This window comes from Rhizobium sp. BK491 (genome assembly GCF_014194925.1).
GTDB lineage: Bacteria > Pseudomonadota > Alphaproteobacteria > Rhizobiales > Rhizobiaceae > Rhizobium.
On record NZ_JACIAR010000004.1, the window covers coordinates 396117 to 411705 of the forward strand.

Consider the following 15589-nt stretch of genomic DNA (forward strand, 5'->3'; position numbering starts at 1 on the left):
CCTTTTTGCTTTGTGTCTCTGATATGATGTGGTCGTCAGGCAGCGCTTGTCCGGCTGCCGTCGACGTCGAACGGGAAGAGTTCCTCCGGCGTCATCAGCCGCGGCAGGATGCCCTGCACATGCAGCTCCTCGGCGAAATCGGCGATCATCTTGCGGTTGGCGGCAAAGCCGCTCGCATCCCACCCTTCGGGCAGCTCGGTTGCCGATTTCAACAGTTCGTCGAGCATGAAGGGCGTGGTTTCGGCATATTTGCGCCGCTTGCTGAGCCACATGCGCTGCGATTCGTCGATCAACCTGCTCAATTCGGCAATGACCCAGGGATGCTCGGCGACGATCTCAGCCTTCAGGCCGATCAGGTGCATCCCCGGTACATAGCCCACATCGGCAAAATAGCGATGCTCGGCCGCGCGGAAATCGGGCAGGAGCTGGCGGAAGCCGGAGTTGCCGGCGAAATAGCCGTCCGGCATGAAGGGCGTGAAGATCGCGTCAAGCAGCCCTTCCTTCAGCAGGTCCACCATCGGCCTTTCGCCGGGTGCCGCCTCTATGCGGCCGGGACGGCCAAAGCCATCAAGGCGGTCGGTGATCGGATGGGCTTCAGTGAGGCGGCCGGCATACCATATGGCATCTTCGACGCCGACGCCTTCGCGGCGTAGCGCTGCCCGCGTCCAGGTATTGCCGGAGTCGCGCCAGCCGGTGACGCCGATACGCTTGCCGGCTAATTGGGCGAAGCTCGTGATCGGGCTTTCCTTGGTCGTGATGACGCAGCGATGGCGGAAGCCGCGCATGATGAAGTTCGGTATGCCGACCACGCTCTCGTCGCCGTCGATGCGCATCTGCGTGTAGCGGCTGAAGGATGTTTCCGCCGCGTCATAGGCGTCGCTCTTCCCAACATGCGAGACCAGCGTGCCGACCCGATCCACCTTGATGTCGAGTTTCGGGGAGGAGACATCGCCCAGGACTAAAGGCGTCATATAGTCCCAGTCGCGGAGGGCAAGGCGGAGAGTAAGGGGCATGAAATTCACTCGCGGGAAAACTTGTTTTCTCAACGAGTAAATGTTCAATATAAGTCGATCAAATGTTATTATGTTATTGAACATTAAAAATGGTGTCAAAATGAGCGAAGAGCGGGATGCGAAATGGTTTGCCTCACAATTGAGCGATCGGACCATCCGTGGCATCGCGCTTGAAACGAGCGCGCTCATTCGCGCTGGCGCCCTGCCTGTTGGCACCAAGCTGCCGCCGATCCGCGACCTCGCCTTTGTCCTTGGCGTGAGCCCGGCGACCCTGTCGGAAGCCTGGAGCGAACTCAGACGTCAGAAGATCATCAGCGGACGCGGCAGGAATGGCACATGGGTCAGCGGCGACCGCTTCGTCGCGAAGCCGGCGCGGTTAGCAAGTGTCGGCGATTACGGTTCCGACGCCCTCAATCTGACAGCAGCCGTTCCCGATGTTCGCCTGCTGCCAAAGCTGGAGGCGGCGATGGCCTATGGCGCCTCGGCCGAAAATCTCAACAGCTACGAGCGCAGCCGCATCCTGCCGGAGCTTGAGCGCGAGGTCAGGAAGACATGGCCCTATGAGCCGGAGGCGTTCCTGGCGACCAATGGCGGCTATAATGCCGTCTACACCCTGATCAACGCCCTCGTCATGCCGGGTGCTGCCGTTGCGATCGAAGATCCGACGGGCATGCGGCTTCTCGATATTCTCGAGGATCGGGGCGCCCGCATCATTCCGGTGAAATGCGACGAGGAGGGGCCGCTGCCGGCCTCGCTGGAGGAAGCGCTAAAATATCGCCCGGTCGCTTTCATCTTCCAGCCGCGCATCCATTCCGTCACCGGCCAGAGCGTGAGCCCGGCACGCATGGCAAGCCTCACGGAGATCCTTCGCGATAAGGATACGCTGATCGTCGAGGACGATGGCATTGCCGATATCTCGACGGCACCACGTCATTCGATGGGACATCTCTTTCCGGATCGGGTCATCCATATTCTGTCTTACTCGAAGACGCACGGGCCGGACCTGCGCCTCGCCGTATTGTCGAGCTCACGGGCGATCATCGACCAGATCCAGTCCTATCGCAGCTTTAGTTCCGGCTGGACCAGCCGTATCCTGCAGGCGGCGGCTGCCTGGCTGCTGCGCGATCCGGCGACGGCATCGTGCCTGGATCATGCCCGCAGGACCTATCGGGAACGCCGCGCAGGGCTCATCGATGCGCTTCGCGAGCGCGGCGTCGATGCGTGGCACGGAGAGGGATTATGTGCCTGGGTGCCGGTCTCGTCGGAGCCTTTCGCCATGGTGACGCTTGCTGCCCGAGGCATCGCGGTGCATCCCGGTGCCAAGTTCTCGATCCTGCCCAGCAGCAATTTGCGCGTCGCGACGGCCAATCTTTCGGAGCGGTGCGACGAGGTTGCCGATGCCATCGCACTTGCCGCCGTCCACACATGATTTCTGGAGACAGTCAGCCGCGTTGGCTGGCTTCAATGCCTTTGTGAGCGCCTTTCGAGGCGCCGATATAGCGAACCAGGATTTCCGCCAGCTTGGCCGAGATGAGGGCGATGATGGAAATCGCGACGAGATAGATCGCGACGTAGACGGGCTGCGGCAAGTGGGTATCGCGCATCAGATGCCCGTAAATCTCAGTGAAGCCGCGATGGCACATATAGATGGGATAGGAGAGATAGCCGAGAAAGATACCGAGCCGTTGCAGCCTCTCTGGCAGTTCCAGCATCGTGCCGGCAAGGACGATGAGCGGCGAGATCAGGATGCAGAAAACAAGCGCATATTTCAGCGAATATGTGGGGAGAAACAGCAAGATTAAGATCACCGCAATGGGCAGCAGGGCGGCATAGCTGTTCATGGTCCAGCCAATCGCGGTGCTGTTTCGAAGCCGGTAGATGATCATTCCGAGCGTGAAGGAAAAGAAGACGCGGGCAAAGCCGCCGTCCACCGAGTGCCATTCCCAGCCCAGATCGAGCGATTTGTGCAGGAAGACGGAGCCGATCAGCAGCGCCAGAGATGCGGCGGCTAGGAGGATCAGGCTCCGCGTTTTCAATCTGAACAGCACGAGCGCGAATATGAGATTGGCCAGCAGCTCCCAAAACAGCGACCAGGCGGGGCCATTCAGCGGATAAAGCGCCAAGATGTCGCCCGCCGACCGCGTCAGAAAACTTGGCGAAGGCAGCATGAATATGGTCGTAAGGATGCTCGCGGCAAGATCGGCCCGTCCGACACCGGATGCCTGCCAGCGCAGCAGCAATTGCACAAGGCCGTAGACGCTGCCGATCAGGAAGAGCGGATAGAGACGCGCGTAGCGAGCCTTCATGAAGGCCAGCACGGTCATGCCGCTCGCGAGTTTTTCACCATAGGCCCTGGCAATCACGAAGCCGCTGAGCACGAAGAAAAAATCGACCGCGATATAGGCCGAAGGCGCATAGGGCCTGTCGAGGTGATAGACGACGACGGCGAATGCCGCCAACCCGCGCATCGCATCCAGGGCGGCATATCTATGTCTCGTTGTATCAGCCGGCATTGATCGAACCTCATGGGGGGAAAGGTTACGCCTAAGCTATCCGGCGGCCCGCGCGCCGAAGAACTCGTTTCTAAGGTTGCGATCGAGCGGGCGTACCCGCGAAAGGTTGCCCAGGAACTGGCGGGGACTTGTCAGCACCGATCGGTTGAGGAAATGGGTTCTGATGAGATTGGAGGATTTGCTGTGGGCGCCGGCATGGCCGACCCGATAGATCGCGCCGCGGAAGGGCAGCGAGCCGAGCGGAGAGCCGGCGTCGGCCAGCAGCTTGCCGATGCGCACGTGGCTGCCGAGCATGGATTTGATATAATCGATCTCCGCATCCTCGAAGGTCGCCGGCAAGCGATAGAGATCGGAGCGAATGATCAGCGACGTGCCGCAATAATTGGCGAAGTCGTTGTGATGCATAAGCAGTCTGCCGCCTTCGTTCCAAAGATAGCCTCGGTTGATTTTCCAGCCGTTGGCATCGCTATTTCCAGCCGCGAAATCCACGATGTTGGCGCTGACGAAATCATCGTCGTCGACGATCATGAAGAAACGGGTATCCCGCGCGGATAGCATGCCGCTCAGGACGCGGCGGCCCTTGTCCAGCCGGAATGCATCATAGACCTTCTCGCGATCGGCGCCGTTGATATCGTGGAGCTGGTTCGGCGGGAAGGTCACGCGTTCTGCCGTAAAATTCGGCGGCAGATCCGGCAGATCGGCGCCTTCATTGGCGACGACAACGCCGCGCCAGTTTTTGTTGGACTGCCCGGCGATCGATGCAATCGTTTGCGACAGCCGCCGTTTCAGCGCCGGCCAATCATTGGAATTGGCCTGATGGCGAACGGGAATGATGAACGTAACCAGTGTCATGAGGCGCCTTTCCGACTTGGTATTCTATCGCGAGATGGAATGAGCCTTTTCCGTCCTTGTTCGCGACGACTGCTACTGTGCCTTCGCGCGACGGCCTTGCAGCGTCGTTCGCACGAGGAAGAGGACCCTTTCCCTGCATAGGAGAAGGATGAGGGCCGAATAGGCGAGGCCACCGACCAGGACTTCGCAGATAAGGCGTTCTGCCAGGGGCTGGTTGATCAGGGCCGACGAGATTGCCAGCACGGCGACAAGCATGCCGAGATAGGCGGCGATGGGCCTCAGGAACTGACCGAAATATTCCGCGATGCTGAGACCGATCAATCGCGACACCATCCATAGCGTCACCGGCCAGAGCATCACCACTCCGAGCATGAGACCGAAGACGACGGCTGTCACCCCGTATTGGTGAAGAATGAGCACGGTGAGGATCGAGACGACGTTGCGCACCAGCTGATAGTAGAACCACCAGTCGGATCTGCCCTGGCTGGTGATAAGGGAGGCTTGGATGATGCCGATACCGGCCATCAGGCCAATGACGCAGAAGAAACGAACCGGCCAGATGGCGGCGGCCCAGTGCGGTCCGAAGATCAGCGGAATGGCATCGTCGGCGACCGCCGCAAGCCCCATGAAGGCCGGGAAAGACACCAGCGAGCAGCCGAAGGTCGCCATGAGGAAGGCTTCGCGCACCTTGTCCTTATCATGCTGCAGCGAGGAGAGCAGCACGTGGCTGACCGAATTCAGCCCGCCCGCAACGACATTGTTGAGCATCTCGTAGAGCCGCCGAGCGAAATTATAGATACCGAGAGCGGCCGGGCTTACCAGCGTGCCGATGATCAGCTGGTCGAGATTCATGGTCTGGAGGAATCGGTTGCCCGAGGCGAAGATGCCGTAATGCAGCAATTCGCGCAGGCTCGAGAGCTTGATACGGAAACCCGGCAGCCATCTTGCGCCCCAGAATGCGGCAATACAGGCAGCAGCGGGAGCTGCGATCTGGGCAATTGCAAGCGCCCATAGCCCGAAACCGGCGAAGATCAGCGCAAGACAGATCGTCGCCGAAACGGTGGTGGCGATCGCCGTGCGGGCAGCTGCGAGATGGAAGGACATCGTGCGGCCGATCAGGGCGTTTGGCACGATGATCATCATGTCGAAGAAGATTTTCAGGCCGATGATCAGCAGCAGCTTGACGATGTTGTCATGTCCGACCCAATGGGCGAGAAACGGGGAAAGCAGAAACAGCGCGGCATAGAGGATCGCCGCGGAGGCGAAGGATAGCCAGAAGACAGTATCGAGGTGGCTGCGCCGAATGGATTTCTGCTGGATCAACGCCTCGCCGAAGGCCGTCGGGCCGAAACCGGAAGCGAAACTGACGATGGCGAAGGCGAGCGCGACCAGGCCGAAATCCTGGGGCAGAAGAAAACGCGAGGTGACGACGAAGACCAGGCTGTTGAGCGCCGTTGGGATCAACGTGTCCAACGCCGACCAGAAGGCGCCTCTCAATGCGGCCCGCGATCGATTCTCGCTCAGATGTTCAAAGACGACTTCATCCGCTTCGGAAGCCAGCAAACGCATACCTCGCCGTTTTTAGACCTTCGGCGAATGCCGGAAACACGGCGCCCGCCATTGCCGCTTCGCCGTCGCCCGATGAAGCAGGACGGCGTGCTGGATGCATGATCTAGGCCAGCCCCTCGATTTGTCCAGGGAAAATTGTTGCATTGCAACATTGCGTTGCTGAAAGTGATGTGGCGATCAAGGCAAACGCGAAATTTGCCTCTTCCGAGCAGTGAAAAAGTGAGCTTCTACTGCGCGGCCGAGCGGACCCTTGGCTCGTCCCATTCGATCTCGGCAGCCGTTTCCGCTTCTTCCTGAGGCTCGTTCATCTCGTAAAGATAGCCTTCGAGCATGTCGCAGGCGCGTTCGGTGGCGCCGATCTTTGCTTCCGTTTCGCTGATGGCGGTGGCGATCGCTTTGATGCGGGCGCGCAGCATGTGGCCGACTACGTCTTTGCCCGGACGCTTGCCCAGCCGCTCTAAATGAAGGCCGATGCGATTGGAGTGTCGCTCGAGCTCGCTCTTGCTGAAATTCGCCTTGCGAATTTCTTCCAGAAGGCTCGCGCGCATCTTGGCGACCGGATCGAAGGTACCAGGTTCCCGTTCGTCAAGCACGACCTCGGTAATCAGCTTTTCGATCGCGACCAGTGCCTGCAGGTCGACGGCATCGGTCAGCTCGACATCATAGCCGGTATCGTCGAACACCTTGCGCCGTACGGGGTCGAGAAGAAGCTCGTAGGCCTTTTGCAACCGCGCGAAAGCCTCGGTATCGCCGCCGGAATCCGGATGGGCTGCCTTCGCGCGCTTGCGGTAAGCTGCCTTGATCTGCTCTTCGCCCGCATCGCGCGTAACGCCGAGAATATCGTAGGGATCAGTCACTCCAACTCCTGCCGCCACTTATTCCTGTTTTAGGCCTAGCCGCTGATATCGCCGGAGCGGTTTAAACTTCCCGCCCGATCGTTTCAATCAGCTCCGGCGCTATTTGTACCATCACAAAGGCAGAGTTTGGACAAAAAGAGTCAGGTGTCAAAAACGGAAAGGTTTCCGTTGTGGAAAGGCGGCGTTCAGGACATAGGCCACGTGGAGACGGCGAAACAAGACAAATTCGGCCCGCTCCGTTGCTGGAGGCGGGCCGATCATTCAATGCTCCGGATTTTTTAAGCGGCCGAGAACGGCACGGCGACGAAGGTCTTGTTACCGTCGCGCTCGATCAGGAGCAGGACGGACTTGCGGCCATCCTTGCCGGCTTTGGCAACGGCCGTCTGCACCTCATGGGCGTTGTGGACCGGCTGATCGTTGACCGAGACGATAATGTCGCCGGTTTGGATGCCGGCCGCGGCGGCGGGCTTCTCGGGATTGACGCTGGCAACGACGGCGCCCTCGACGCCATGCGGCAGGTTCAACTGCTCACGCACATCCGGTGTGAGGTTGGCAAGGCCGACGCCAATGCTCGGTTGGTTGGAGGGCTGGACCTTGCCGTCGCCAGCGTCGTTGGCAGCCTGCTTATTGCCGTCATTGCCGCCGATGGTGACATTGACGTCCATGCTCTTGCCGTCGCGCCACAGAGTGATGGAACGCTTGTCGCCGGGAGAGAGATCGGCGACCAGCCGCGACAGATCCTTCGGCGTCTTCACGCTCTCGTTGCCGACGGCGGTGACGATGTCGCCGCTCTTGATGCCGGCGCGTGCGGCTGGCGTATCGTCATTGACGCTGGCAACGAGCGCACCCTGGGTCTGCGAGAGGCCCATGGCATTGGCGATATCCGAGGTCACCGGTTGGATGGCGACACCGAGATAGCCGTGATCGATCGAGCCGTTCTTCTCGAGCTTCGCGACGATCGCCTTGGCCTCGGCAGAGGGAATGGCAAAGCCCACACCGACGCTGCCGCCGTTCGGCGAGTAGATGGCGGTGTTGATGCCGACGACATTGCCTTCGCGGTCGACCAGCGGCCCGCCGGAATTGCCGTGGTTGATGGGGGCATCGATCTGGATGAAGTCGTCATAGGGGCCGCTGTGCAGGTCGCGGCCGCGCGCCGAGACGATGCCAGCTGTGACGGTCGTGCCGATGCCGAAGGGATTGCCTATGGCGAGAATCTGGTCACCAAGCTTCAGCTTGTCGGAGTCACCCCAGGCGATGGTCGCCAGCGGCTTCGGCGCGTTGATCTTCAGAACGGCAAGGTCGGATTTGGCATCTGCGCCCAGCAATTTGGCCGGCAGCTCCGTGCCATCATCAAGCGTCACCTTGATGTCGACGGCGTTTTGAATGACGTGGTTGTTGGTGACAATGACTCCATCCGGGCTGATGATGAAGCCGGAACCGAGCGCCATGGCGCGCTGGCTCTGCTGCTGACGCGGCATCTGCTTCGGGAAGGGGATACCCTGGTTTTCGAAGAATTGCCGGAACTGCTCGTCCATCGGCGAATTGCTGCCGTCGGCGCTGGTATCGGTCGCCTTCATGGTGGTGGTGACGGTGACGACGGCCGGCTTGTCGGCATCGACGATCGGCGCGAAGGAGCCGCCGGGTGCGATGATGCCGGCCGGTTCGGCGGCCGAGGCGACGGTTGCGGATGTGCTGAAGGCAAAAGGCAATGCGCCGGCGCCGACGATGATAGCGGCACCGACGATGGCGGCTGTGCGATGTTTGCGGAGAAGAGAAGGCATGGCGAAAGTCCCTTGCGAGATCGTTGGCGGTTTGGCGGCTCGTCCATACCGGGGACGGGCTTCGATTGGTCCGCGTCAATTTTGCGAGCGACTTTGTTTCCCGTTTTTACTACGGGAAGCAAAGTATAGATTTGAATTGGCGCTTGGTGTTAATATGATCCGCCAATTGTGTTTTACAAATTAAATATTGATCATGTTTGTATTGCGGAATGTTAAGATATTACATGAATTTAATGTTGAGCGACCGGAAATTCTCCATATTTAAAGCTGCGCTGCCGGCCAACGCTTGAGGGCCTCTATTCCAAGCTCTGTCAAAGCGTAGATGCCGCGGTCGATGCGTTCGAACCAGCCGTAGACATTATCTCTTAGAATTTGCGGGGCCCTCGGTGCTGCTTCGCGCATGTCTTTCGGGCGTTGCGCTCCGTTTTCGATGGCAGCGGCGCAGGCAAGGGCCTGTTGGCGATAGGCGGTCATGATCGGCTTGCGCGTGCTGCCGCCTAGGGCCGGATCCCCCTTGCGCCGGCGATGCTCTTCCACAAGGCGTGACCTGCGCCGCGCATTCTTGCGCGGCATCGGCGCGACGGGGCTGACGACGATGTCGACGACATCGCTGTCCGAGACGGTCAGCATGCCGAAGCCCAGCCTTCGGCAAAGGTCGCGGAACCGACGATCGCCTTCCCGGCCCTTGCCCTTTGCCGAGACGCGGGCGGCGATCCAGACCTCGTCGCTGGCAGCAGCGCGATCCACCGCCTGCAGGACGAGTTCGAGGTTGAAGGTCATCTTCAGTTCGCAGATGACGACGACGGGCGGCTCGCCATCAGTCAGGCCGACAAGGTCGCAGCCGCCGATCTCGCCTTTTACCGCATAGCCGGCCGCTTCGAGAAATGACTTGATCGGGAGATAGAGCGCCGTTTCCAAATCCGCCTCCGGGCTTTGCACATCCGCACGAGATTAGCCGATTCGGTTAACCAGACGGTCGATAGAGGTGCGAGGGCAGCTCCTGCGGCGAAGCCAACTGTTCGCCGGTTGAAAAGGGGCCGGCGACGCGACCCCTTTCTGTTCACGATTGGCTTAGGCCGTGAAATCCAGCTTTACCTCGCAGGCGCCGATGGAGGCCGGCAACAACGGCTTGTGGATACGCTCGCCGAATTGCCGCTTGAAGCCGAAGACGTTGCCGATCAGGCTCTTAGTGTAAAGGCCGGGGCCGCTCGAATAGATGCGCCAGCCGCCATCGACGGCGATATCGCCCGCCTTGACGCGCGCCCATTCCGCAGATGCTTGATAGCGGTCGTCGAAGGCCGCATCGCTGCTGCTGAAATAGGTGTTGCGCTGGCGCAGAGACGCATGTTCCACCCTGCCGCTGACGGCAATCGGATTGGCGAGCGCGAGTGCCGCCCATACGGCCTCCGGATCCTCTTCGAGCGCCAAGGCCTCGCAGTAGCGCAGATGCGCATGCACATACATGAGCCCGATCTCGCGGCCGAAGAAGGAGGAGGATTCGGCCCGCCGGAACAGCTTCTCCGGACCGCCGGAGTATGTTGCCGGCTTTTCCATCAGCCGCACGCCATCCGGGAACAGCAGGTTCTCGCGGATGAGCTTCATGTGGGCATGGCGCTGATCGGGCGTGAACAGGCCGCCGATCATCGGCTGCGTCATCGCGATCAGCGAATAATGCAGGCCAGTTCGCGTGTCCTCCGGATGCAGCAGCAACTCGACGCCGTCATGGCTCGGATCGAAGACGCCGTAGCCTGCAACGATGCCGTCACGCATCAGGAGACGGTTGAAATCGGCGCGCATGGCGGCGGCGGTCGCCTGTAGCGACTGCGCTTCCTCATTGCGGCTGGCGAGCGTCAGGATGTTGGCGTAGCGCACCAGCTGTTCGTACAGGAGTGATACGGTCCAGCTGCTGACCATCCAGTCGCGCAGGTGCGGATCGGCCGGCTGCAAACTGTCGTTCCAGTCGCCCTCGCCGTAGCGGATCAGGCTCGTGCCCGGCACGAAGCGGCTGCGCACGGTGTCCAGCAGCTTTTCGATGTGATCGGAGATCGTCGCGTGCTCCGATGTCAGCTGCATCGTGTCATCGGCACGCCACGGCACCATTTTGGCAAGGAAGGCGAAGTCGCCGGTCGCCTCGATGTAATCGCAGAGCGCCTTCAGCGGCCAGACGACGATATCGCCATGCGCCTCGCCGGCGCGGATATTGGCGTAGGGCTCCAGCATGAACCATTGCGGCCAGTCGCCGCGATCGCGGTATTGCTCGGAAAAGAGTGTGGTAAGGATCTTCCGGACTTCTTCGTCATGCTCGTAGGCAAGCAGAAATTCGATTGGCCCCTGGCAGACGTCGCGCGTGCCCCAGGCAGCCCCCGTATATTGCTCGAGCCCATGCGGTACGCTCAGATGGATAATGGCGTCATGCGCGATCCAGGGCAGCATCACGGCCTGCGCCGCGACATCTCGGCCATCACCCTCGATGCGCGCGCCCCGCGTCACATGGCTCCAGAAGCGGCGCGCCGGCGCCAGCATCTCTTCGCTTTCGACACCGGCGCTGTAGCGCGCGGCAAGGGCTTCCGCCGCGTCCGGATCGGTCATCGAGCCCGTGACGGCAAAGCGCAATTCCTTCGTCGGATGCGATTTCAGAGCGATGAATGGGCCATTGCGGGCGTTGCCGTCGTTATAGAGCAGTTCATCGCCACCAACGGCTTCGAACGCATCCGGGGTCGAGGTGACGAGATGGTATCCAGCCTTCGGATACCGGTCCCACAGCCAGGACGGCTGCGGCCGGAAAGAGATGCGCTTGGCGGCCGCATCGACTGCGATGTTCGCCACGGCTTCGTAATCACGTTCGCCAAGCACGATATGGCCAAATACGAGGAAGCGGCAGGCGGCGCCCTCTACGGAAACGCTCCATTGCATCGCCGGGTCGTCGCCGGAGGCGATTGCCGATACAGTGATGGTTCGACCGGGAAGGCGGTAGATCCAACGCGTATCGCTGAGACCCATCTCGAAGGCGGCAGGCACGCCAAGCAGGCACCAGCCATCGCCGAGATCAACGAGGATGCGCAGGCCGCTCGACCGGGTCAGATTGTAGGGATCGCGCGAGACCGAAAACAGCTTGTGGAAAGACGTGTTGCCGATGGTCAGCTGCGCCGCGAAGATGCCCTGCATCCAGCAGGTGGCGGCCAGTGTCTGGTCATCGAGCAGCATGTTCTGGCCGCTGCGGACGATGGCGCCATGGCGGCGCGCTACCTGCCGCTCCTTTTCGCGCAGCACGATGTGCCTGTTATGCGGCCCGTCGGGCACGAAGAAGGAAAGCAGCTTCCCGTCGGCGTGTTCTTCCAGCATACGCTGGGGGTAGAGCGTATTGATCGCGGCTTGATCCAGATCGTCGCTTTCGGCAAGCGGCGCGTCCTGCACGAGGCTGCGCACCGGTTGTCCAACGGATATCGTCTCCGCTGCCAGCTCACTTTGAAGCGCCGGCAGGCTATCGAGATTGGCAAGATCGGCGTCGCTGGAAGCGGCCGGATGATCGGCAACGAAGAGGCCGAAGAAGGTCGTGGTCGCCTTAGCACCGGCGGCGAGCGCAAGCGGCTTCGACTGTATTGTCGGGCAGGCGACCTCGTGCTGGCGGCGCGCGCTGGGCAGGCTGGTGCCAAAGTCCGGCACCATGACGCCATCATTGCCCTTGGACGGCACGAGGAGCTGGATTGCATCGGTCGCGTAGGCCGCCGCACCTTCGAGGCAGCCCTGCGCCAGCCACGGATTTCGCCCGCCACCCTGCTTGAGGTTCTGCCTGACCATGATGACAGGGCCGAAGGCGCTATGATCGGCAATGTGGTGATCGATATATTGCGAGGCATAGGCTTCGCTGTTCATCAGGAAGCCGCGATCGCCGAGGCCGACATCCTGAACGAGAACGAGGTCGGCCAAAAGCGTCGCATTGGTGCTGTTTTCCAACGAAACCTGCCAGAACCATGCGGTCTTGTTCGGGTGCAGCCGCAGGCTGACCGTATGCTTCACACCGGCCGTCTCGCCGCTCCACGAAAAGCCGTTTCTGCCATGGCCGAACTGCACGGCAGCCTTTGGCCCGACGATTTCCGCAGTCGCCGGCTTCGCACCGCCGATGCGCAGATAGAGCCGGCCGATACCGCCATAGACGGGCGAACCGAGGACCTGATTGATCATGACGCCGCCCTGCTGGTCGGCAAAGTCGATCGAAAACAGCGTGCCGTTCGGCAGGGCCGAAGCCGAAAGGCCGGCGGTATTGCTGAGGGTGATGAGGCCAAGTTCTTCGCGGCGGGGCGTCTGAAAGCTGCGATTGGTGTCCGAGGACATAAGCGTGATCTCGCTGATTCATGGATCGGATGAGGGGCACTAGATCACAAGGCGCCGTCCGATCATAGGAGGCAATTCGCCATTCACCAGCGCAATCTTTTGTGACGGCATACGGAAAATATAGGCCTAGATCCGGCGCAACGCGCCGGATCTTTTCGCGTACGGAGGCGCGGTTTCAGTGATTTGGAAGCTCCGCAACCTGGTTGGCCGTGCGAAGGATTGCCGAAAGATCGACATCGTCGAAGGCCTCCTTGGAAATGCCTTTGGTCTGGAACGTCCTGCTTTCCCCGGGCGCGAGATTGACGAGCATGTCGTCGACCTCGGCATTCGGATTGATGCGATCGACGAACAGGCAGACATCCCGCAGGAACGACTGCGCCGTGATGGTGACTGCAACACCGTCCACCGTCTGGACGCTCTCGACGTCAAAGCGCGGCTGCGGATATTGCAGCTTCATATCCTTCTCGAAGAACCACCACGCTTCCGCGTCGCCGAGGCGGGCGCGCAGATATTCGCGGCGCGGATCGTTTGGGGTCGCGACCTCGGCCGGGATCTCGATATCCGTATTTTCGAAACGATCGCACAGGATGCGCCAGACGTGATGACGGGCGAGCAGCTTGCCGGTGAAATCGAAACGCTCGACCGTGAAGGGCACGCGCCAGAACAGCGTTGCGTCGTTGACGGCGACCGCAGCCAAGCCATCACCGCGCGGCTGGATGGTGAGCAGATGCGGCGCATAGCTATGCTTCAAGGCATACCAGAGCGGTTTCTTCCGGCCAGCGCCATCGATTGCCGCCCAGGAGGTGACCGGCCAGCAATCGTTAAGCTGCCAGACGATGGTGCCCATACAGGTTGGCCGATGCGAGCGCATATGGTCGATGCCGAAGCTGATCGCGCGCGCCTGGTTCAGCTGCGTGACGAAGAGCCAATCGTCGAAATTTTGCGGGTGGGGAAACCAGCCTTCCAACCCCTGCAGAAGCTTGTCGTTGCCGCCGGTTGCCTTCTGGTGATGCAGGACGGCAGGAGAAGCCGGTGCGCGATCCTTCTCGCGCACGGACTGGGCAAGCGTTGCGAAGGTCGGCGGTGCCTGCCAGCCGAATTCGGAGCAGAAGCGGGGGATATAGCTGCGGTAGGTCTCATAACCCACCTCGTTCCAGACATCCCAGATGTGCCTGCAGCCGTGCTCATCGGCATTCGGCGCGATCTCCATGGAGCCGGAATAGGGGCTGCCCGGCCAGTAGGGCCGGGTGGGATCGATCTCGGCCACCAGCTTCGGCAGGAGGTCGAGATAGTAGCCGGCGCCCCAGGGACGGTTGCCGAGCACATCCTGCCAGCCCCAGTCGAAATAGCCCCAGATATTCTCATTATTGCCGTTCCAGATCACCAGAGAGGCGTAGGGCATGAGCCTTGCGATCGCCTCGCGCGCTTCCGCCTCGATCTCGCTGTAGACGGGCTCCTCTTCGGGATAGGTGGCGCAGGCAAAGAGGAAATCCTGCCAGACCATGATGCCGGCGGCATCGCATTCCTCGTAGAACGTATCGGTCTCATAGATGCCGCCGCCCCAGACGCGCAACATGTTCATATTGGCATCGCGGGCCTGGGCGATCCGCTCGCGATAGCGCTCGCGCGTCACGCGCGGCAGGAAGCAATCATCGGGGATCCAGTTGGCGCCGCGCGCAAAGACCGGCACGTCGTTGACGACGAGCGTGAAGGCAGAGCCGATCTCGTCCGGTGTCGTATCCAGCCGCACGGAGCGGAAGCCGACGCGCCGCTTCCAGCCGTCGAGGGCCGCACCGTCCGAGCCGAGCAGCCGCAGATCAAGATCGTAAAGCGGCTGGCCGCCCATGCCATGCGGCCACCAGACCTGCGGATTGTCGATGCGGCATTCGATGAGCGCGTGGGTCTCGCCCTGCGCGACGCGCACTTCCGCGCGCTTGCCGCCGATGGAGAGCACGAGCGCCACGCTGTCCGTGCCCTTGTCGGCCCATTCGACCTCGACATGCAGGCGCGCGACGCCCTGGTTGCCTTGCAGGGTGATTTCCGGGCGAATGCTGCCGAGACGAGCCTTGGACCAGCTCTCGATAACGATCGGTTTCCAGATGCCCGAGGTGACAACGGTCGGACCCCAGTCCCAGCCGAAATTGCAGGCCATCTTGCGGATGAGATTGCTCGGACCGGGATAATTCTGGGGAATATCGGCGGCGCTGCCGAGCTGCTTGCGGACCTCCTCGCCATGTTCATAGGCGGATTGGAAGTCGACGATCAGCTCGTTACGGCCGCTTTTCAGGTGATCGCCGATGTCGAAGCGGTAGCTGCGATGCATGTTGCGGGTTTCGCCGAGCAAGCTGCCGTTCAGCTCCACGCGCGCCGCCGTGTCGAGGCCGAGGCATGAGAGATCGATGCGCTCGGCATCCTCGCCATCCCAATCGAAAGCCAGGCGGTAACGCCAGGCGGCGCGACCGATCCAGTCCTGCGAGATCTCGTTGACGTCGAGATAGGGATCGGTGATCAGCTGCGCTGCCATCAAGTCGAGATGCACGTTGCCCGGCACCGTCGCGGGGATCGAATTGGGCAGGGCCGGTGCACTTGATGGCGCGCGAAGGCGCGAGATGGTCCAGCCGGTGTCGAGCGTCTGTCTTTTCATGTCATATGTCCGTGATGCAAGGGATGCC

At 61.1% G+C, this 15589-nt stretch carries 10 protein-coding genes; 1 reads left to right on the top strand and 9 read right to left on the bottom strand.

Going from position 1 to position 15589, the window contains the following annotated elements:
* Positions 1 to 35: 35 nt before the first annotated feature.
* Positions 36 to 1013: an ABC transporter substrate-binding protein gene (locus tag FHX05_RS20185; protein WP_112336106.1), complete on the bottom strand. Its 978-nt coding sequence runs from the start codon at positions 1011 to 1013 to the stop codon at positions 36 to 38.
* A 100-nt stretch (positions 1014 to 1113) separates the two neighbouring features.
* Here FHX05_RS20185 and FHX05_RS20190 point away from each other — a divergent pair, with 100 nt between their 5' ends.
* The gene (locus FHX05_RS20190) at positions 1114 to 2442 is read left to right on the top strand and encodes a PLP-dependent aminotransferase family protein (RefSeq protein ID WP_112410456.1); all 1329 of its coding nucleotides are present in this window, start codon (positions 1114 to 1116) and stop codon (positions 2440 to 2442) included.
* A gap of 13 nt (positions 2443 to 2455) precedes the next feature.
* Here FHX05_RS20190 and FHX05_RS20195 read toward each other — a convergent pair whose 3' ends face one another.
* The 8 genes from FHX05_RS20195 to FHX05_RS20230 form a co-directional block, all read right to left on the bottom strand.
* Positions 2456 to 3526, bottom strand: coding sequence for an acyltransferase (locus tag FHX05_RS20195; protein ID WP_183874069.1), 1071 nt, complete (start codon positions 3524 to 3526; stop codon positions 2456 to 2458).
* A gap of 36 nt (positions 3527 to 3562) precedes the next feature.
* A complete protein-coding gene (locus FHX05_RS20200; RefSeq protein WP_112335750.1) occupies positions 3563 to 4378 on the bottom strand; it encodes a galactosyl transferase in 816 nt (271 codons plus the stop codon).
* A 72-nt stretch (positions 4379 to 4450) separates the two neighbouring features.
* Positions 4451 to 5947, bottom strand: a complete 1497-nt coding sequence (locus tag FHX05_RS20205; RefSeq protein WP_183874071.1) for a lipopolysaccharide biosynthesis protein — start codon at positions 5945 to 5947, stop codon at positions 4451 to 4453.
* 227 nt (positions 5948 to 6174) lie between these two features.
* Entirely contained in the window at positions 6175 to 6804 is a 630-nt protein-coding gene (locus FHX05_RS20210) for a DnaJ domain-containing protein (protein ID WP_183711642.1), read from the bottom strand.
* A 278-nt stretch (positions 6805 to 7082) separates the two neighbouring features.
* Positions 7083 to 8585 (bottom strand): DegQ family serine endoprotease, encoded by a 1503-nt coding sequence (locus FHX05_RS20215; RefSeq protein WP_183711644.1) that lies wholly within the window; start codon positions 8583 to 8585, stop codon positions 7083 to 7085.
* Positions 8586 to 8846: 261 nt separating this feature from the next.
* Positions 8847 to 9503 carry a DUF2161 family putative PD-(D/E)XK-type phosphodiesterase gene (locus FHX05_RS20220; RefSeq protein WP_183874073.1) on the bottom strand — a complete coding sequence of 219 codons (657 nt, stop codon included), beginning with the start codon at positions 9501 to 9503 and terminating at the stop codon, positions 8847 to 8849.
* 153 nt (positions 9504 to 9656) lie between these two features.
* On the bottom strand, positions 9657 to 12917 hold the full coding sequence (locus FHX05_RS20225) for a cellobiose phosphorylase (RefSeq protein WP_183874075.1): 3261 nt from the start codon (positions 12915 to 12917) through the stop codon (positions 9657 to 9659).
* Positions 12918 to 13092: 175 nt separating this feature from the next.
* Positions 13093 to 15561 carry a glycoside hydrolase family 2 protein gene (locus tag FHX05_RS20230; RefSeq protein WP_183874077.1) on the bottom strand — a complete coding sequence of 823 codons (2469 nt, stop codon included), beginning with the start codon at positions 15559 to 15561 and terminating at the stop codon, positions 13093 to 13095.
* Positions 15562 to 15589 lie beyond the last annotated feature (28 nt).

Coding starts and splice junctions, on each gene's coding strand:
- FHX05_RS20185 (WP_112336106.1), bottom strand. CDS start 1,013: ATGCCCCTTACTCTCCGCCTTGCCCTCCGCGACTGGGACTATATGACG.
- FHX05_RS20190 (WP_112410456.1), top strand. CDS start 1,114: ATGAGCGAAGAGCGGGATGCGAAATGGTTTGCCTCACAATTGAGCGAT.
- FHX05_RS20195 (WP_183874069.1), bottom strand. CDS start 3,526: ATGCCGGCTGATACAACGAGACATAGATATGCCGCCCTGGATGCGATG.
- FHX05_RS20200 (WP_112335750.1), bottom strand. CDS start 4,378: ATGACACTGGTTACGTTCATCATTCCCGTTCGCCATCAGGCCAATTCC.
- FHX05_RS20205 (WP_183874071.1), bottom strand. CDS start 5,947: ATGCGTTTGCTGGCTTCCGAAGCGGATGAAGTCGTCTTTGAACATCTG.
- FHX05_RS20215 (WP_183711644.1), bottom strand. CDS start 8,585: ATGCCTTCTCTTCTCCGCAAACATCGCACAGCCGCCATCGTCGGTGCC.
- FHX05_RS20225 (WP_183874075.1), bottom strand. CDS start 12,917: ATGTCCTCGGACACCAATCGCAGCTTTCAGACGCCCCGCCGCGAAGAA.
- FHX05_RS20230 (WP_183874077.1), bottom strand. CDS start 15,561: ATGAAAAGACAGACGCTCGACACCGGCTGGACCATCTCGCGCCTTCGC.